Here is an 18,442-nt window from a genome sequence, read left to right as displayed (position 1 = left end):
CAGGGAGCTACATCAATTACAAATCTAACTAGTATCAATCGTCCGCCTAGCGTTAATAGGCCTTGAGTGCAAGCTATTTTGGCTTGAATTTGGGTGGTACCGCGTCTTGACGTCCCTAGCATATGCAGGGGCTTTTTTTATTGATTAAAAATCTTTTTAGCACTGCCCTCTAAGCCCTAGCGACAAAAAATCATACCCCACAACTTCTTTAGCTTTTTCCTTAGATCTAGCTCAATTTTTTAAGACGCACAAGCTGTATTCGCTTTTCTGGATCTTATAAAAGAAGATTCCTACTATAAAAATCGTTTAAGCTTATCTCTATCTCTTGCCTAAGTTATGGCAGACTTCTGATCCCATTCAGATGATCATTTATTCCACTTCATTTATACACAAAAAGGAGAGAAACTTATGGATATTATTGAAGAACTCACATGGCGTGGCGCCATCAACCAACAAACTGACGCTGAAGGCCTAAAGGAATTGTTAAATGAAAAAAGTGTGGGCTTGTACTGCGGAGCCGATCCAACTGGTGATAGTCTCCACATTGGCCACCTCATTCCTTTCATGATGATGAAACGTTTTGAACTAGCCGGCCACAGACCACACATCTTGATTGGTGGTGCAACTGGTTCTATCGGAGATCCTTCTGGTCGCAAGTCAGAACGCCAACTACAAACCATGGAAGTGGTCAAACACAACGTCAAGTGTCTAACAGAACAAATGCAAAAACTATTCGGCGACAGTGCCCAAGTAACTTTCGTCAATAACTATGACTGGTTATCCAAGATCTCTCTTTTAGACTTCCTGCGTGACTACGGCAAATTTGTCAACGTCAACACCATGTTAGCCAAAGACATCGTGGCCAGTCGTTTAGAAACTGGGATTTCTTACACAGAATTCACCTACCAAATTCTCCAATCTATTGACTTTTTGACCCTCTACCGCGAAAAAGATATCCAACTTCAAATAGGTGGTGGAGATCAATGGGGAAATATTACTGCTGGAATCGATCTTATCCACCGCATTGAAGGCTCTGACGTCAAAGTTTACGGCCTAACTATCCCACTCATGCTCAAAGCAGACGGCACAAAATTTGGTAAATCAGCTGGTGGAGCTGTTTGGTTAGATCCAAAGAAAACTTCTCCTTACGAATTCTACCAATTCTGGATCAACCAAGACGATAGAGATGTCATCAAATATCTAAAATACTTTACTTTCTTGACAAAAGAAGAGATAGCCGAATTAGAAGAAGAAGTGGCTAAACGTCCTGAAAAACGTCTAGCTCAACGTCGATTAGCTGAAGAAGTCACTCGATTTGTCCACGGAGAAACTGCTCTTTTAAGTGCACAAAAGATTACTGAAAAACTCTTCTCAGGAGAAATTCGTGATCTCAGCGCTGATGAAATTGCTGAAGCTTTTGATAAAATGCCTCATACAGAAATTTCTTCAGAAGCTACTAACATTGTCGACTTCCTCGTCAACAATGGCTTTGAGTCTTCCAAACGACAAGCCCGTGAAGACATCAAGAATGGCGCCATCACCATCAATGGCGAACGCCGTCGTGAACTCGATATCATTATTGATCCAAACGAAGCCTTTGACGGTAAATTTGTGGTTATTCGTCGTGGGAAGAAAAAATACTTCCTTGCTGTTGTCAAATAACCCCTTTTGCTGGAGGCTAAATTCCGCAACAACTTAACCTATATTCAAAAAAAATGATCAAAAACCTTTACTCCAAAAGGCTTTTGATCATTTTTATTATTTGACCCTATACTTTTTGTTCTTGTGAAATGTGGAACGCTCCTCTTCCCCCTCAACCTTATACCTCTCTTAATTGTCCCGCCAACCGTTCTTCATTTTGGGCATCAAACAAGAGAACGCTTCTTAAGTCTCTTATCCCTAAATCAAAAACTTGCTTCATCTTGACTATCTGCCCTGCTTCCACTTGAACACGGACTGCTTGCCCACTAGAATCTTCTAAAAAGACTACTTGATGATCCCCATAATTTTCAATCAATTGTACTTGCCAATGGTCTCCATCTTTTAATAGGAGTTGATCTGGTCTAATCCCAATAATCACTTGGTCTAGACCATTCATCACCATTCCTGTCAACTGATAACTTTTTCCCAATATATCTACTCGCCCTTGTTTTATGGGACAAGTCAAGCAGTTAATCTGAGGTAGGCCAATAAATTCAGCTACAAAGCGATTCGAAGGATTGGAGTAAATCTCTCTAGGACTACCAATTTGTTGAATTTTCCCTTCGTTCATCACCAACAATTTATCCGCTAAAGTCATCGCCTCTATTTGATCATGGGTAACATAGACCATAGTTGCGCCAGATGCTTGCTTTAACTTCGCTAACTCTACTCGCATTTTCGCCCGCAAAATGGCATCTAAATTAGATAGGGGTTCATCAAGTAAAAAGGCAGCTGGTTTTCTTGAAAGAGCTCTTCCAACAGACACTCTCTGCTGTTGTCCTCCTGAAAGATCTCTTGGCTTTCTATGACATATTTCCTTTAATCCCAAGACATCCAAGACTTGCCCTATTCTGTCTTTGATTCGTTTGGGATCCATTTTTTTCAATTGAAGAGGAAAGGCCAAATTTCCTTCAACTGTCAAATGGGGATAGAGGGCATAATTTTGAAAGACCATCGCCATCTCCCGATCTTTCGGATCCATCGCCTTTATAGAGCGCCCATTCACTCGAATATCTCCATCTGTCAAGTCTTCTAGGCCTGCTATTAAGCGTAAGACAGTTGATTTTCCGCAACCACTTGGACCAACTAAAACCACCAATTCTCCATCTTCAATCCTTAAATTGAAGTTATCAACCGCTGAAGTCCCATCTTTATATAGCTTTTTCAGTCCAATCAACTCAATACAAGACATGCTCTCCCTCCTTTTCCTATCATTTCTTCCTTTACTGAATGGGTAAAAATTTATATAAACCCTAAGCCTATAGTCGCCACTAAACAGAATAGCTAGCAACTTTATCTGCCTTTATTCCAATAGCCACAGCCTAGCTAAAAACTAAAAATTATATGTTCGTCTTAAAGCTATCGCTACTCCAAAGCCTATACTGAAAAATCACAGTTAGCTTAAGCCTATAGTTAACCTATACCCAATACTGAAAAATTATATTCGCCTTATTCCAATAGCTGCACCTAGAATCTCCCTATCTTCTTTAGCCAACCTTTGCAGGCTCGAATCCCGCATGCTAATTGGGGACTCTTCAAAGAGACGTTTCAAGGCCATATCAGGCCAAGCTGTTTGAGCAAAGATTTGAAATAAACTTTGAAAAGCGATAATCCGAGAATTCTTCCCTAAAGCTTTAGTTAAGCCAGGATACAATAGCCAAGAGAAACAATAAAATTCTTTAGCAGGGAAATCTGGAAAATAGTGAGGGAAAAATCTCTTAGCTTGATCAAAAGAAGCTTTCGCTGAGGGCAATGAAATATCTTCTTCTTGCATAATATGCGTTGCTAAAACAGGTCGTCCTTCTCCTATGAATTCCCTTTGTTCTTTTGTGAAATCGATATGATAATAAGCCTGATCTGCCTGCCATTGGAACAATTCAAACTGTAAGGCTCCCAACTTAAAAATTTTCAAGGCAAAGATACGCAAAAGCCACTGGGCATCATCAAAGCTTAATCCCACTTGAGCGTGTCTTTCCCAATATAAACGCTCTCTCAAGTAAAAATCTTTTAGACTCTCCTCTAAAATCTCTAAGGGGATGCCCTTTTGCTGGTAAGCCAAAACTGTGGCTGGGAAATACATCAAAAGAGTCAATAATCGGTCTTCTGCTGACATGCTTTCCAATTCGAAGCTTCTTTTCGTTAAACCATGAGGCCACCCTTCTTTCATGACTCTCAAAGCTAGCTCTTGACGTTTTTCATAAGAGCTTTCTAATTGTCTCAACCATACATTAGCTCGTGGGCTTTTTCCTTCTATTATTTCTTTTAGATCCCTCAAAAAGCTAGCTGAATCATTCTTATCAAAGTATTGTTTTAGATAGGCTAGACACATTTTATTTCCTCCATTTGTCTGCATAAAAATCATTCAAGTTTTCTAAAAGAGAGAATTTATTCTAGTTCCAAGCTTACGCAAGAAGATCAGTCAAACTTTCTGAAAAAAGGCATTGATTCGATCTAGGTCAATCCATTGCGAAAAGCTCTCTCCCTTTCATTTAACTTTTCACTGACCCACTGGTAAGACCGGATATTAAAAATCGTCTAAATACTAGGGCAAAAAAAGCTGGAGGTATAATGGCTAAAATTCCAGCAGTAGCCACCATGCCGTAATGAATCGTATCCCGAGTCATGAATTCTGACATCACCAAGGTCACCACTTTATTTTCTTGTGAGCTAGTTAAAATCATCGGAATTTGGTACTGGCTCCAGCTCATTAAAAATAACATCAAAACTGCCGCAAGCACTATGGGATAGGCATTCGGTAAAATAACCTTAAAGAAAGCTTGATTTTCACTACATCCGTCTGTCCGAGCGGCCTCCCAAAGTTCTTTTGGCATAGCCTTGAGATAGCTATAGATCATCCAAGTACTAATCGGTAAAAAAGACGAAATATAGATCAAGCTGATCCAAAAATGGTTATCTAACCAACCATAATGGGCAAACATCGCATAGATAGGAATAATCGTCGTCATCACTGGAATGACAATCGTCAACAAGAGCCCCTTTAACAAAATCTTCCTTCCCCAAAAACGGAAACGGGAAAAACTATAAGCTGTCATTAAAGCAACCGGCAGGCCAATACAAACAGTCAAGAAAGCCATCGATAAAGAATTAACCATTCCTTGACTCACATTCCTAAAAGCATTTGATTGTGGGTTGAGTATTTCTTGATAATTCCCCCAGTAGACTTGACTAGGAAAAATTTGACTCGTTTCTTGAAGCATTTCACGTTCAGGCGTCACACTTAAAATAAAGGCCCACACAAAAGGAAGCAGGTTAAATAACAAAAATAAAAGCACTGTCAGCCAATACAAACCATTGATCAACTTTCCTTCTTTCATAACATCCCCCTTTACACTCCCAAAATAAGGCAATTCAAATTCTTAGGAAGACTAGCTACTCACTTTAAGTTAGTGAAAATAGTGTAGTGATCAGCTTAGCGAAGATTCTCTTTTATACACAAGTCTAAGCCGAATACATCTTCTAGAAAACTAACAGAAAGCTAGCCTTAATCAGCAGTCAAGTTATCTAATCTTCTCCAGCCATTGATTTTATGTATATAAAACCTATCAAACCAGACAAGATCATAATCAAATAGGTAATGGCTGATCCGTAACCAAAGTTCAAGAAAGAAAAAGTATTCATATAGTTATAGACCAAGAGAGTCTGGCTCTCCAAGCGGTAACCAGATAAAGCAACCATCTCATCAAAAATATTTAACCCAGCCATCGTAAGCTGAATCAAGACAACAGTCAAATGTGGAAGGAGGAGAGGCAAGGTAATATAAGTAAAGTTTTGCCTAGTATTAGCCCCATCTACTCGAGAGGCTTCATATAGTTCATGAGGGATTGCTTGAAGACCAGCTAACAATAAAATAGCACAAAAAGGAACCACTCGAAAAACAAGAACCAATGCCGCTATTGCCATTAAAGTTAGCCTTTGATTCGTCAACGCTAGAGGATGTGTTATAAAGCCAAAAGAGAGCAAAAGTTTATTTAACAAACCATAGCCAGGATAAAAAATAAACTGCCATATAATCCCATTCACTATAGGCGGTAAAGCCCATGGAATAATGGCTATGGCGGTTAAGATAGGACTCAATCGGGACTGTCGATTCAGCATCAGAGCAACCACCAAACTTGCCCCTAAACCCAAAATAAGAACGAAAGCCAATATATAGGCACTATTAGCTAAAGCTCTATAAAAATCAGCGGAATGAAGAATGACCCTATAATTTTCCCATCCGATATATCTGACATTGGTAGGATCTGTCAATTTCAAACGGTAAAAACTATACAACAAGGTTCGAATAATTGGGTAAACAACAAAAACTCCCATAATGACTAACATAGGTGAAAGAAAGAGATAGGGTTTAGCTTTTTTCATAAAAGGCCTCCTTTTCATTAAGCATTGCGTTTCTTTTTGACTAGTTATGTTTCCTCTTTTGAAAAAGGGTTAGTCAAGCTACTAGTCCTCTTTCAAAAAAAGGTCGACCCCTCAACAAGCAAACGCATTATTGAGCGATCGACCAGCTTTATCTGTTCATTCTATTTTTGTTTCACTAAAGCATCGATCTTTTCAACCATCTTATCAGCAGCTTGTTCTGGGGTCAATTTCCCATTAGCCATTTCATTGATCGTATTAAAGATGGTTGTAGACATTTCTGTGTAATATTTTGGTACACCATGTGGGAATGGCGTTTGAACCCGTTGCGCCATTTCTAGCATGGCTTTAGATTCACGAATTTCGCCCTTAGCTACTACTGCTTCCAAAGCAGATGTCCGTGTTGGCAATATTTCTACCACTTTAAACAATTGTTCTTGTGTCTTCTTTTGTGTATACCATTGAACAAATTTCTTCGCAGCTTCCTTATTCTTACTGTAAGGAGAAACCCCAACAGCTTCTACATAAGAGACCGTCTTATCCGATAGGCCTTCTTTACCTGGCAATTGTGCCACGTTTACTTGGCCGACTACTGAAGAATTTTCTTTGCTATCACAACGAATAGCATAGAAAGAAGGAGCTACTGCATAAACTGCTTCCCCCTTTTGCAGGTATTGGTATTTGCCTTCGTTCGTTGTCCGATAAGATGGGTTAATTAATTCTGCTTTGTTCAAGGCATCGATGTAACGCAAAGTATCCAAAGCATTTTCTTTGTTCAAAGTGTTATCATCGTTAAACACTTTCCCATTGCGGGCATAATTTAAAGTAAAGAAAGATGTCGAAGTATTTTCATCTGCCGCCATTGGCAAAGCTACAGGATATTCTACTCCTGCTTTTTCTTTTAAGGCCTTAGCATCTGCTAAAACTTCTTTAAAAGTGCTAGGGGCTTTATCCAATCCCGCTGCTTTAAAGCTTTTTGTATTGTAATACGCCATACGGTATTCGTTTGAGTAAGGAATAGCATAATAGTCCTTCCCTACTTTGAAAGTTTCAAGGGATGGAATATCTTTTTGAGTTTCAGCATCCACCTCTAATTTATCTAACCAACCAGCAGCTTGGAATTCCCCTACCCATGACCAGTCTACTTCATAGACATCTGCTGCTGCTTTTTTACCAACTGCAGCGGTAGAAATCTTATCACGAATATCATCCCAACTTGTTTTCATGACCTTAACCTTGATACCCGATTCTTTTTCAAATGCTGTGAGCATTTCATCACTAGGGGCACCATATTCTGGGATCATAAAGGAAATTTCAGGTTTATCTTTCCCCTTATTATCCGTTTTTGCCTGTTGACCTGCTCCAGAAGAACAAGCAGTTAACAATGTAGCAGACATAGCTAGAGACAACAAACTTTTGACAAATTTCTTCATCCTATTCGCTCCTCGATTGATTTATTTTTTCTTCCTCTATTGTTTTATCATTGATGGAACTTTTCGACAATACAAGCGCTCACTTTTTCCTTCAATTCTCATCAAATCCGTTCCCTACTGCCACTATTCCTTAAATCCAGTCCCTTTCCCTTACTGGCAAAATTTCTCTCACCCACTTCCTTTGTTGCTCCTTTTAATGCACAGGCAGCAAAGAGAGCAACGATCTAAAAAAGTCATTCTTGCTGATTTTGTTTCCTAAAATTAGCCCTACTAACTTACTTTACTGTCTTATCTCCTTAATATATCCAGGCAAGCCCTCTTGAGTTGAGTCACTGCCTTATAATCCTCATTATAGGTAAAATTGATCCTATCCTCTTTCTCATCATAAGTCATTTGGTCAGCATCCCCAATTAAAGGTTTTAAGAGAGTTAAGACATAGGCTCTCCCTTTTTTAGCTTCTACCGCCTTCAATAATTGCCAATCTTCTATACCCATTTTCATATTTTTAAAGCGAAGGCTAAATTCAGGTCTCCCATCTCTAGCTGGATAAACAAAGAACATATCTCCTGCAGCCCATTTATAACTTTTATAAGTAATATCCTTATTGGGATCCTCTGTCCATAAACAATAATTCCAACGTAAAAATCCCTTCACTTCAAAAGCATAGGTGAAATAGCCAATCAGGTAGCTTTCCATCAAATGACTTCGAATAAAGACATTGAGATTTTGAGGGAAGCAACAATTGTACCAGGTCATTTCCTTACGATGTTTAAAAATTGCTGAGTCTTCCTGTCCCATCCGTTCAATTAAAACAGATGATATGACTGAATTGGAATCAAAATTTCCCTCATAGTTCTCCAAAAACTCTCCATGTAAACAGGCATGCTTAAAGACAATGGCTTGATCGGAACAGGATGTTAGGAAAGCTTCAAAGGTCGCAAAAATTTCAGGATTGTTCGGTTCATCCGCAATGACTTTTACCCTATCCCAAAGGCCTAATTCCTGCAAATGCGCAAAAACTTGTCTTAAATATTCCTTTAGTTCCGCCTTACTTGTGACAAAGTTATAGTGCCCCTTATCCAGATCATAAACTTGTAAACGAATAGGATCTAAATAATCTTCAATAGGTTTACCAAAGCTTCTGCCATCCCAATTCCCTAAAATACCAAATAAATTAATTTCTTCGGCCATCCCTAGACGTTCGCACAGGCTTAAATAGCGATCCATTGCCTTAAAGTCTAATTGTAATTGTCCAGACTGACGACTAAGCCCCACAATATTGTACTCAAATAAACTAGAAGGATTATCCAGCACATGGTAACAATCTTGCCCCGCCCAGGAATAATCCGAAATAATCAGATCACAAACCTTTTGACCTGCTTCAGCCAGAGCCTCCATAAAAGTTTCTATCAAACGGAAATGCTCGTCAGACCATAAATCTAGCTGATAATATCTCGCTAAAGAAGAGGGGTGTTGCCATAAATCTAAAAAGAAGCTTTCCTGCTGAGATTTATCCTTTAAATCGTCTAAATCAAACTCTGCTATTTCAACTAACAAGGAACAACTATCGACTAGTTCTTCTTCTTCGTAGCCTTTGCGTTGAAGCAATTGAGCCGTTAACAGGTATTTCCCTGCTGTAGCCCCCTTTACATCAATCCAAAAAAAATGTTCTCCCTTTGGTAAAAATCCAGCACTTTGGTGAAGAATGCGATCCTTCTTCTTTTGACCATCATCATCTTCCACATCTCCCTCAAAGGAAACTCTGGCATCTAGGCCATCAGCTACTAAACGGATACGGAAGCGTTCGATCAAACCGCTCCAAGGCAAGCTAGTGTCCTCATTCAAATTCACCCAGGATTTACAGTCAAAGGAAAGAGACAACTGTAACCCCAATTCCTGATTTTGTAAGGCAAGGACATCTTCCAATAGCTCTGCCCCCATTGCCTGATGGGCTGTTTGTCGACAAGTTGGTGATACAAATTTCATACTCATTCCCCCTCTATAGTTGATCTAGGACTAAATCCCCTAGTCGGCCTTCCTATAATGAAAGGCCTTTCTCTTTTTACATTATCATTCTATCATAGATCGAAAAAAAGATGGACGCCATTCAGGCTCCCTTTTTAATAGCTTGTGATTCATGATACAATGGGAGTACTTATTCAAACTAGTCAAACTATTCGAGGAGGAACTTATGGAATCTTATCTTTTCCTATTCTTAATCTTGCTCATAGCTTATCTTTCCAAAAACAATTCCCTTATTATAGCGACACTTGTCATTGTTTTTCTCAAATTATTGCCTTTTTCACAACGTATTTTTTCTATTTTACAAGCTAAAGGCATCCATTGGGGTGTCACCTTTATTACCATTACTATTTTAGTGCCTATCGCTACAGGAGAAATCGGTCTAAAAGACCTCCTCGAGTGTTTCAAGAGCCCTATTGGTTGGATAGCGATTACATGTGGGATTGCGGTCGCCATCTTTTCCTACCATGGCGTGAATCTAATCGCTCAAAGTCCTCAAGTCTCTGTTGCCCTAGTCATTGGCACCATCATCGGAGTCGTTTGCTTCAAAGGATTAGCAGCTGGTCCCATCATCGCAGCTGGTATCACTTACTATCTCTATAGCGGTCTAATGTTCTTGATGCATTTAAAATAAGTCTAAGAAGAAAACAGTCTCAATCCGGCAAAAAAGCCTTAGATAATGAGCTACCCCCCTAAAAATGGAGGTTAAGTTCCATCTTTAGGGGGGTAGTTCTTTATGCTTCTTCCTCAGCGTACATTGACGATTGCATGATATATAACTCTCTATAGTACTCATCCTTCTTCATCAACTCATTATGTGTGCCAAATGAGTGGATTTTCCCTGATTTAAGCACCAAAATTTTATCCGCAAATTTTACACTAGCCAATCTATGGGTAATATAAAAGACGGTTTTTCCTTGCGTCAAATGCTGAAAATCTTGAAATAGTTCATACTCTGCTTTGGCATCAATTGAAGCTGTCGGTTCATCTAAAATTAGGATAGGTGCGTTAGAGAAGAAGGCTCTAGATAGGGCAACTTTCTGCCACTCTCCTCCTGATAATTCTTTTCCTCCCTCAAATTTTCGACCGAGCATTTGATCTAATGGCATATTATTTAAATTAAATCGCCCTTTATCAAGCGCTTCAACAATATCCTCATCATTAGATAATCTTGTTAGATCTGACAAGGCTACATTTTCCCTTAGTGAGATATCAAATTTAGAAAAATCTTGGAAAATGGATGTCATCTGTTTTCTATAGTCTGTCCACTCATATTCTCTAAGGGACTTCCCATTCACTAGGATATCCCCGGAATAGTTAGGATAGAAGGCACACAACAACTTAACCAAAGTTGTTTTCCCAGCTCCATTTTCACCCACTATCGCAATTTTTTCTCCTTCAGCTACTTTAAAGTTGATGTCGCTTAATACTACATCAGACGTATTGGCATAAGAAAAGTTAACATGTCTAAATTCTATAATGTCGTCACTAGAATGTTCTTCAGCATTAGTAAACGTTAAACCTTGATCCATCCCATCATCTATTTCAATAAATTTAAAAAACTTTTCCATATAGAGCAATGTATCATAGAGGAGCGAACTATCTTCTACAAGTCTAGCCATACTATTTATAGCATATACGATACCAGTAGAAAAGACAACAATAACACCTAGGTTTAAAACCCCTTTTTTAATTTGCATCATCATATACCAAAATATCGAAATGATGATTAGACTATTCAAGCTTATAAATACAGCTGAATTCGTAAATTTCTTTTTCCGATCACCCTGCAATTTCCCAGTGATTGATGTAAAGACATCTGTGTATTTCCCTATAAAAAATGCATACAGATTATAAAGTCGAATATCTTTAATGTGGTTATTACTCAAAAGGACCTGACTATAATAATCTAACTGACGAGATTCTTCACTATTTGACACCAATGTTTCAAATGCCTGTTGTTGGATGCGATAAGCTATAATTCCTTGGGGCACTAACACCAGCAGCATGAGTATACTTACCAATATATTGACAGAGCTAAGCATGATTAGCATAGAAATAAATACAATAGCATTGGATATTAAACTCGTTCCAAACACCAATAAATTAACTGGCCGCCAACTGGCTTCTGAACTAAGCAGTTGTATATCATTGTAAAATTCACTATCTTCAAAATAACTGATGCTCTGAAGTCTCTCAGATTTACGCATCAATTCCGTATTTAATTGATAGGTTAATAAATCTGTCATACGACCTTGTATCATCACCAGCAAGGGAGAAATGAGATTGTTCAGAAAGAACGTCAAGCCCCAAACTGAAACTAATAGAGTAAGATGGATAGCATTCAAAGAGACTATTTTATTGACAATAACATTTGTGACATAAAGACTAACAGAAGGGAGAACAGATTGTATAGGGATCATTAAAATCATCCATACCATGACAGCTTTTGAACTTTTCCATACAAACTTTAAACTTTTTAAATACAAACTAAGATAATTAAGTATTTTTTCGTCATAACCCATCCACCTTTTTCTAAAAATTTAGGCTAGAACCATTCCTGCTTCAAGTGAATAGAGTTTATCTTGATATTGCACAGTTGCGCCAGTATCTGACACATACCTCACAATACAAGGTTTGTTTCCTTTTTGGAAATCTCCAAGTTTTGTATAGTGGCGCTCATGATTTCCGATATCATCGAGACTAGTATATAAACCAACAGTATTATCCATTATGATCCCTCCTAAATGATAGAATATAGTATGTTCCCATTATAAAAATTAATGCCCTAAGAAGATCAAGCCTTAAAGAACTATTCTATGTTCACAGCTTTACTTTATATGGGTGAACTAAGTATTTTGAAAGAAGCTACTGTTTGCTAGTAAGGGTATTGATAGAAAATACTTACTGATTGAGAAAATATTCCTCACGCATGCTGCAAGGCTTCGCATCATTATTTACTTAATTCTTAATTTTTATTTTGATTTAATATATGTTAAGTTAAGATACTCTTTATGTCAAGTATTATTTTAAATAAAGTGCCAAAAATTTAACTTGGCATGGACCTCTGCATTTCTGTTTTGCCTCCATTACAGTTTATCAATGTCATGTATTTTTTCAGTCATCGTCGCATTTCATTTTACAGTTCAGCTGAGTTTTAGCTTGAAGCTAGATATCCCAGCCTATAGAAACACCCCCTAAAGTTGAATGTTGGATTCACCTTTAGGGGGTAGTTTTGCTCGTTAGAAAGTTATTTTGCTCTAAATAGCCAACACTATCTAACACAATATTCATTGTTAAGTACTCTATACGTATATTATTTTATTTAACGGAAAAATTCTCGAATGGCGTTGATGAGATCCTTCCAAAGCTTTCTCAAGAAGTTTTGAGTTTCTTCTTTCTTTTTAGGGTCTACCTTATCCCATTTTTTCTTGGCTTCCTTGATCAATTCTCCACCCTTATCTTTCAAAGATTGGGTTAAATTTTTCAATTGGCGAATTTGGGCATCGGATAATTGAAGTTGACTAAATTGATTCATTTGCCCTACAATTTGTTGAATGTTTTCTTGGCTCAACACATCTCCTAAATGGTAGTTGTTAATGATGTTGACCACAATTTGCTTGACTTGATCCTGATCAATTTGACCGTCATTTTTCTCTTTTTCTGCTTGGATTTGTCGTTTAATCTCAGCAATAGCTGCATTAAGCTCTTTATCAGAGAAGCCTTCTTTGCCCTTATTTTCTTTCGAAATAGCTGACAAAGTATTTAATTCGTTTTGCGCTACTTGGACATTTTGACTATTTAAAGTATAGCCAGCAGCTTGGAAAGATTTATACACCCCAGCAAGCGCCCCTGAGCCGTCTACAGCTTTGACAGACGCCACTTTAATATTAACATCTACTGCCCCTGCTGTAATCGCAGCATTTTGGTACTGAGCCTCTGTGATAGCTGTAATTGTTTTTGGAGTCACGATTTCAACCGTAACCTTCCCATTATTTTTAGCTGGTGTAATGTAGGTTGACGAATAAACTTGACTATAAGGGTAGTCATCTTGCAAAAGACTGTTCAACTCATTGATGTAAACTGGGACTTCCTTTGCCCCATCTTTCACACCAAGTGCAGACTTAGTTTGGGCTAATTCTTCTTGATTTAATGACTCGCCATAAGTCATCATAGGCTCAATGTCTACTTTATCAGCAAGAACTGGTGTTGCCTGTAAGAGTACGGCACTAGCTACAAAAGCAATTGAGCTGGTCAGTAAACTTTTCCAGGACTTTTTCATCATACTATCCTCTCCTTTACTTGGTCATTATAGCACACTATCCCCCTAATCTTGATAAGGAAAGAAGCCCGCTGTCTTTTTTTAGTCCAATCTTTACCTTTCTCCCATCTGTATCTTAAGAAAGCAAGACTAAAGACGAACTGTTAAGATGAACCGATCGGCTAAACTAGACAAGCCAATAAGCTCATTAGATGTCAAATACTCTAGAAATACCAAATTTTCCTTGAATAGATTATGGATTAACATCAATTTTATCAAATAATAGAATACGAGTGAAAATCCACAATCGAACACTCATCTATCCCAATTCTCCTCCATACAAAGGACAAGCTATTCAATAAAGTGCGTCATATTCTTGCCCAAGCACAAGAATATGACGCACTTTTCTTTTTCGGCTATTTGCTCACTAGACTTTTATCCCCAATTTCCTAAAATTTCTCCATCTCCCTATTTGAAAGAACTTCTCTTCTTCATAGGTCTTCAATCAATAGGGCAAAGACTTTTTACTCACTTGCCTTTTGATACGCTTTGTCTTTACTCCTTAACTAGGAATAAGTTTAAAAGACTATTGGCGAAGGACAGATTCTAGTTGCTCAAAAACTTTTTCTTTCCCAACACCCGTTAAAATAGGGATCCCCATGATCACCTTGTCTTTGATCTTATCCGGAACAGCAGTTGTCGAGATAACCACATCATAGTCATCAATATGATTAACCTCAGAAGCAACTTTGGATTGAGTAATGGCCACTTCTTTGTCCAATCCCTTTTCTAGCAACCATTTTTTAACAGCAGCTACAACTACTGTAGAAGTCGCAATACCAGATCCACACATAATCAATAATTTTTTCATTGCTAATCCTCCTCACCAGTCAGCACTTTTCTGCTTGAAAGACTTCGCTCATCAGATTTTTTTCTATCAGGAAAACTCCCTCTACATCAAGATCCGCTAAGCCTTCTTTTTATTAGTATAGTACAAACCTACCAAGCTTCCTACAAAGATCAAGCCTATAATCACCCATGGCAAGCTCTTAGCAGCAAAGACAAATAGCCAAGTTGGCCATAAGCCCCCTTCAACCAAAGCTGTAATAGAATTATTCCCACCCAAGTCAAAGTTAGCTGCTTTAGCTGCACTTGTTACTAAAGGAGCTACCCATGAGGTGATGTAGAAAATAGAGGCAATATAAGCCGTCCCTGCAACAACTGTACGGACGATATTTCCTTTAAATACAGCCGCCATCAAACAAACGGCAAATGGAATAGTCGCTAAATCCCCAAATGGTAAGGTCTTATTCCCCGGTAAGATAAAGGCCAAGGCAATCGTAATTGGCACTAAAATCAAAGAACTGGACAAAACAGCTGGATGGCCTACAGATAAAGCAGAGTCCATCCCAATATTTAATTCGCGACCTGGGAAACGTTTTTGAATAAAGGCATTAGCCGCTTCAGAAATAGGCGTCAAACCTTCCATTAACAAGGCCACCATTCTTGGCAAGAGAACCATCACCCCGGCTAAAGTAACCCCTAGTTGTAAAGTCTTTCCGATAGGGAATCCAGCTAATAAGCCCATCACAATACCAATGATCAAGCCCATCACAGTAGTTTCTCCGAAAATGCCAAATTTTTCTTGAATAGATTCAGGATTAGCATCAATTTTGTTGAATCCTGGAATACGATCGAATAACCAGTTCAAAGGAATAGCAATTAAGAAACCAGGCGCAGACGTCCCATGTGGAAATGTAATATTTGGAAAACCGTAAAATTCACCAATTGTTGGCGCAATGATATCTCCCAATAGATACATGAGTAATAAATAAGTAACCATCGCAAATAAACTTAATGGGTATTGATGTGTCACGGCAAAGACAAGTGAAGCTACAAAGGCAGCATGCCAGAAATTCCAGATATCCACCATCAAAGTCTTCGTCCAACCCATCACTAACAAGACTAAATTCACCGCTATACCAATTGGAATAGCAAGACTTCCTAGCAAAGTCCCATAAGAAATAGCAGAAGCAGCAGGCCATCCCACATCAACAGTATTCAAATGCAAACCAAAACGCTTAACCATTTCTTGAGCAGCAGGGCCTAAATTTCCACCTAAAAGACCGATGACTAAATTTAACCCAATAAATCCAATCCCTACTGTAATACCTGCATTAAAAGCTTGACGAGGTTTCGTCCCTAAAGCTAATCCAAATATAAATATTAAAATAGGTAAGACAATTGTAGGACCTAAGTCTATAAACTTTTGTACAACATTTAACATTATCGATCACTCCTTACAAGAAAATACCATGACTGATTAATAAGTGCTTTAATTCTTCTTTTCCGTCCTCTGTTGCTTCTATTGTTAATAGTTCTTTTACGGCTTTTTGATCTTGGAAAAATTCCATTAACTTACTTAACATTTCTAAATGGCCATGGGCGTCTTCTAGGGCTAACATAAAGATTACTTTCACTGGAACTGTTTCTGTTAAAGAACCCATTTGCAAAAATTCAACAGGTTCTTTTAAGGTCATTACCGCAATTTTTGAATGAATCACATGTTGATTATCCGTATGAGGAATGGCTACACCAATTCCATTAATCGCTAATCCAGTCGCAAAGTGCTCTTCTCTATCCAAAATAGCTTCAGAAAAACTTTCTTTGACATCCCCCCTTTTATAAAGACTATCTGCTAAATAGCTTAAAGCTTGCTTGCGGTCGGTTATGTCTGCTTTTTGTAAAGCTAGTACAAATTGATCTTCCATGACATAACCCCCTTTCTATAAAAATTACTCGCTGGGAAAAAATTTCCTGTATTTTCCTCTTAAAACAATAAACTGATATTCTTCACTTAAAACGATAAACTAATATTCTTTTCTTAAAACGATAAACTGATATTCTTCACTTAAAACAATAAAGCAAAGACTGGACACAAGAGAGTATTCCATTAAAATTCCCTTTGCCACTAGCTATCTCAAACTAGCTAGCATGGCTCTTAACATAGCTTTTGGATTTTCAGCTTTAACAATACCGCTAGTACAACCAGTCCCATCAGCACCTAAATCCATCACATAACGGACATCTTCAGGGCTTTTAATTCCAGCAGCCTGCATGATAAGAATATTGGGATCAATAGAACGAATGGCGTTTATTGTTTCTTGTACATATGCCACCGGACTCACTTGTCCTGTACCAATCTGACCTGTTTCTTCACATAACAAAATATCAGGGTGCAAGATAGCAATAGCTCGAGCTTCCTCCAAACTATCCGCACAAACAATGGAGATCATGCCTAACGCTCGTGTTTTGTGAATACTTTTGACTAATTGATGTAACGTCAAAGGACATTCCGCATGATTTAAAAAACTAGCTCTTGCTCCTGCTTCGTATAGGGATTCTCCTAAAACTGCGCCCATCCCTCTTCCGGGATCAAGTCCATCCATATGTTGAGCTGTGACGATTATATTTTTAGTATGACTAGCAATTAAATGAATATCCGCATAAGGCGCCGTAAAGTATATTTGTATGTCTTTATCCTCTGCCAAGCGATCTGCTTCTAGGGCTAAATCCAGTAGAGCTTCCCCGTACAGATAAGACTTTGGATTCACCATAAAAAATGGCTTAGTTGCTTTTACACTTTTCTCCACTTGTATCCTCCTTTCTTGATAAAAATGGGAATAATCCAGATGATCCCCTTAACAGTATTCACACTATTCTACAACTAGCTTTCAAATTAAAAGCTTCTATAAAATGTTTCAATCTTTAGCTATCTCACTGCTTTCGACACGTTGACTTTCTACTCCTTATAAATTTTTGTATGGAAAACTTCATAATAATGCCTCAGTGTATTTTCCATGGCTAACTGCCCTGTTCTCTTTAAATCGATCCAATTATTAACTTCTGCATCCTTTTGAACGCTTGTAAAAGCAGCCGTAATAAAGTCAGTGTAGATATTAATCTTAGAAATTCCAGATATTGCACAGCGACTCAAATTATCATCGCCACTGGAAGAACCTCCATGGAGTACTAAAGGGATTGAACAAACTTTTCGAATTTTATCCAAAGCTTCAAAACTGATTTTAGGAGTCCCCTTATATAAACCATGTGCTGTACCAATAGAAACAGCCAATGAATCCACCTGAGTCAAATCAACGAAACGTTTAACACTTTCAGCTTCCGTATAAATGGATCCTGTACTCCCAGTCTTATCCACTAATTCATTCGCCCCAACGTGTCCTAATTCTGCCTCCACTTGTACCCCTTTGCTCTTCGCTAAATCGACAATTTCCTTTGTTAAACGAACGTTTTCTTCAAAACTTTGACTTGAAGCATCGATCATGACCGAATTAAAGCCCAGTTCGATCGCTCGTTTAATGAAATCTTTATCTTCTCCATGATCTAAATGAAGAACAATCGCTGCTTGAGAATGCTCTTGAAAATAGTTTCCAATCATCGCAGCTTCTTCTAAAGATATAATGCCCTGATGCTTTTCTGCATAAGAAAGAATCAGAGGCTTTTTTTCTTTCTCTGCTACACGACAATAAGCTCTGGCAGAATCACTATCAATAAAGTTACAAGCAGGAATAGCATAGTTTCCTATTTTAGCTTCATAAAGCAATTTTTTAGCATCAACTCTCATGCT

16 protein-coding genes are annotated in these 18,442 nt (G+C 38.1%); 2 read left to right on the top strand and 14 right to left on the bottom strand.

What is annotated here, in order from left to right:
- Positions 1-408 precede the first annotated feature (408 nt).
- Positions 409-1,662, top strand: coding sequence for a tyrosine--tRNA ligase (gene tyrS, locus D3H64_RS04955; protein ID WP_121565164.1), 1,254 nt, complete (start codon positions 409-411; stop codon positions 1,660-1,662).
- 157 nt (positions 1,663-1,819) lie between these two features.
- On the opposite strand, the gene D3H64_RS04950 is transcribed toward tyrS, so the two are convergent.
- From D3H64_RS04950 to D3H64_RS04925, 6 genes are all read right to left on the bottom strand, one after another.
- Positions 1,820-2,893 (bottom strand): ABC transporter ATP-binding protein, encoded by a 1,074-nt coding sequence (locus D3H64_RS04950; protein ID WP_121565163.1) that lies wholly within the window; start codon positions 2,891-2,893, stop codon positions 1,820-1,822.
- A 246-nt stretch (positions 2,894-3,139) separates the two neighbouring features.
- Complete coding sequence (locus tag D3H64_RS04945; RefSeq protein ID WP_121565162.1) at positions 3,140-4,030, bottom strand: acyltransferase domain-containing protein; 891 nt, start codon at positions 4,028-4,030, stop codon at positions 3,140-3,142.
- A 160-nt stretch (positions 4,031-4,190) separates the two neighbouring features.
- Positions 4,191-5,036 carry a carbohydrate ABC transporter permease gene (locus tag D3H64_RS04940; protein WP_121565161.1) on the bottom strand — a complete coding sequence of 282 codons (846 nt, stop codon included), beginning with the start codon at positions 5,034-5,036 and terminating at the stop codon, positions 4,191-4,193.
- A gap of 187 nt (positions 5,037-5,223) precedes the next feature.
- Complete coding sequence (locus D3H64_RS04935; RefSeq protein ID WP_121565160.1) at positions 5,224-6,081, bottom strand: carbohydrate ABC transporter permease; 858 nt, start codon at positions 6,079-6,081, stop codon at positions 5,224-5,226.
- A 161-nt stretch (positions 6,082-6,242) separates the two neighbouring features.
- Positions 6,243-7,511 (bottom strand): extracellular solute-binding protein, encoded by a 1,269-nt coding sequence (locus D3H64_RS04930; RefSeq protein WP_121565159.1) that lies wholly within the window; start codon positions 7,509-7,511, stop codon positions 6,243-6,245.
- 288 nt (positions 7,512-7,799) lie between these two features.
- Positions 7,800-9,497 (bottom strand): DUF4091 domain-containing protein, encoded by a 1,698-nt coding sequence (locus tag D3H64_RS04925; protein ID WP_158589225.1) that lies wholly within the window; start codon positions 9,495-9,497, stop codon positions 7,800-7,802.
- Positions 9,498-9,702: 205 nt separating this feature from the next.
- Here D3H64_RS04925 and D3H64_RS04920 point away from each other — a divergent pair, with 205 nt between their 5' ends.
- Positions 9,703-10,167 (top strand): DUF441 domain-containing protein, encoded by a 465-nt coding sequence (locus D3H64_RS04920; RefSeq protein WP_121565157.1) that lies wholly within the window; start codon positions 9,703-9,705, stop codon positions 10,165-10,167.
- Between the two features lie 100 nt (positions 10,168-10,267).
- Here D3H64_RS04920 and D3H64_RS04915 read toward each other — a convergent pair whose 3' ends face one another.
- The 8 genes from D3H64_RS04915 to D3H64_RS04880 all read right to left on the bottom strand — a co-directional run bounded on the left by D3H64_RS04915 (position 10,268) and on the right by D3H64_RS04880 (position 18,439).
- Positions 10,268-11,956 (bottom strand): ABC transporter ATP-binding protein, encoded by a 1,689-nt coding sequence (locus tag D3H64_RS04915; protein ID WP_233554889.1) that lies wholly within the window; start codon positions 11,954-11,956, stop codon positions 10,268-10,270.
- A gap of 120 nt (positions 11,957-12,076) precedes the next feature.
- Positions 12,077-12,265 carry a hypothetical protein gene (locus tag D3H64_RS04910; RefSeq protein ID WP_121565155.1) on the bottom strand — a complete coding sequence of 63 codons (189 nt, stop codon included), beginning with the start codon at positions 12,263-12,265 and terminating at the stop codon, positions 12,077-12,079.
- A 593-nt stretch (positions 12,266-12,858) separates the two neighbouring features.
- Complete coding sequence (locus D3H64_RS04905; protein ID WP_233554888.1) at positions 12,859-13,818, bottom strand: DUF1002 domain-containing protein; 960 nt, start codon at positions 13,816-13,818, stop codon at positions 12,859-12,861.
- A gap of 562 nt (positions 13,819-14,380) precedes the next feature.
- Positions 14,381-14,665, bottom strand: a complete 285-nt coding sequence (locus D3H64_RS04900; RefSeq protein WP_121565154.1) for a PTS sugar transporter subunit IIB — start codon at positions 14,663-14,665, stop codon at positions 14,381-14,383.
- 96 nt (positions 14,666-14,761) lie between these two features.
- Positions 14,762-16,081 (bottom strand): PTS galactitol transporter subunit IIC, encoded by a 1,320-nt coding sequence (locus D3H64_RS04895; RefSeq protein ID WP_121565153.1) that lies wholly within the window; start codon positions 16,079-16,081, stop codon positions 14,762-14,764.
- A 13-nt stretch (positions 16,082-16,094) separates the two neighbouring features.
- Positions 16,095-16,565, bottom strand: coding sequence for a PTS sugar transporter subunit IIA (locus D3H64_RS04890; RefSeq protein ID WP_121565152.1), 471 nt, complete (start codon positions 16,563-16,565; stop codon positions 16,095-16,097).
- Between the two features lie 204 nt (positions 16,566-16,769).
- Complete coding sequence (locus tag D3H64_RS04885) at positions 16,770-17,411, bottom strand: triose-phosphate isomerase (RefSeq protein WP_121565214.1); 642 nt, start codon at positions 17,409-17,411, stop codon at positions 16,770-16,772.
- Positions 17,412-17,596: 185 nt separating this feature from the next.
- Positions 17,597-18,439 (bottom strand): class II fructose-bisphosphate aldolase, encoded by an 843-nt coding sequence (locus tag D3H64_RS04880; RefSeq protein ID WP_121565151.1) that lies wholly within the window; start codon positions 18,437-18,439, stop codon positions 17,597-17,599.
- Positions 18,440-18,442: the final 3 nt, after the last annotated feature.

It is taken from the genome of Atopobacter sp. AH10 (genome assembly GCF_003664595.1).
Taxonomy (GTDB): Bacteria; Bacillota; Bacilli; order Lactobacillales; family Aerococcaceae; genus Atopobacter.
The sequence above is the reverse complement of the archived record's forward strand: the minus strand, read 5'-3'. Positions and strand labels throughout refer to the sequence as shown.

Excerpts from the sequence above, each read along its gene's own strand:
- tyrS (WP_121565164.1), top strand. The coding sequence starts at position 409 with ATGGATATTATTGAAGAACTCACATGGCGTGGCGCCATCAACCAACAA.
- D3H64_RS04950 (WP_121565163.1), bottom strand. The coding sequence starts at position 2,893 with ATGTCTTGTATTGAGTTGATTGGACTGAAAAAGCTATATAAAGATGGG.
- D3H64_RS04945 (WP_121565162.1), bottom strand. The coding sequence starts at position 4,030 with ATGTGTCTAGCCTATCTAAAACAATACTTTGATAAGAATGATTCAGCT.
- D3H64_RS04940 (WP_121565161.1), bottom strand. The coding sequence starts at position 5,036 with ATGAAAGAAGGAAAGTTGATCAATGGTTTGTATTGGCTGACAGTGCTT.
- D3H64_RS04935 (WP_121565160.1), bottom strand. The coding sequence starts at position 6,081 with ATGAAAAAAGCTAAACCCTATCTCTTTCTTTCACCTATGTTAGTCATT.
- D3H64_RS04930 (WP_121565159.1), bottom strand. The coding sequence starts at position 7,511 with ATGAAGAAATTTGTCAAAAGTTTGTTGTCTCTAGCTATGTCTGCTACA.
- D3H64_RS04925 (WP_158589225.1), bottom strand. The coding sequence starts at position 9,497 with ATGAAATTTGTATCACCAACTTGTCGACAAACAGCCCATCAGGCAATG.
- D3H64_RS04920 (WP_121565157.1), top strand. The coding sequence starts at position 9,703 with ATGGAATCTTATCTTTTCCTATTCTTAATCTTGCTCATAGCTTATCTT.
- D3H64_RS04915 (WP_233554889.1), bottom strand. The coding sequence starts at position 11,956 with ATGATCCCTATACAATCTGTTCTCCCTTCTGTTAGTCTTTATGTCACA.
- D3H64_RS04910 (WP_121565155.1), bottom strand. The coding sequence starts at position 12,265 with ATGGATAATACTGTTGGTTTATATACTAGTCTCGATGATATCGGAAAT.
- D3H64_RS04905 (WP_233554888.1), bottom strand. The coding sequence starts at position 13,818 with ATGATGAAAAAGTCCTGGAAAAGTTTACTGACCAGCTCAATTGCTTTT.
- D3H64_RS04900 (WP_121565154.1), bottom strand. The coding sequence starts at position 14,665 with ATGAAAAAATTATTGATTATGTGTGGATCTGGTATTGCGACTTCTACA.
- D3H64_RS04895 (WP_121565153.1), bottom strand. The coding sequence starts at position 16,081 with ATGTTAAATGTTGTACAAAAGTTTATAGACTTAGGTCCTACAATTGTC.
- D3H64_RS04890 (WP_121565152.1), bottom strand. The coding sequence starts at position 16,565 with ATGGAAGATCAATTTGTACTAGCTTTACAAAAAGCAGACATAACCGAC.
- D3H64_RS04885 (WP_121565214.1), bottom strand. The coding sequence starts at position 17,411 with ATGGTGAATCCAAAGTCTTATCTGTACGGGGAAGCTCTACTGGATTTA.
- D3H64_RS04880 (WP_121565151.1), bottom strand. The coding sequence starts at position 18,439 with ATGAGAGTTGATGCTAAAAAATTGCTTTATGAAGCTAAAATAGGAAAC.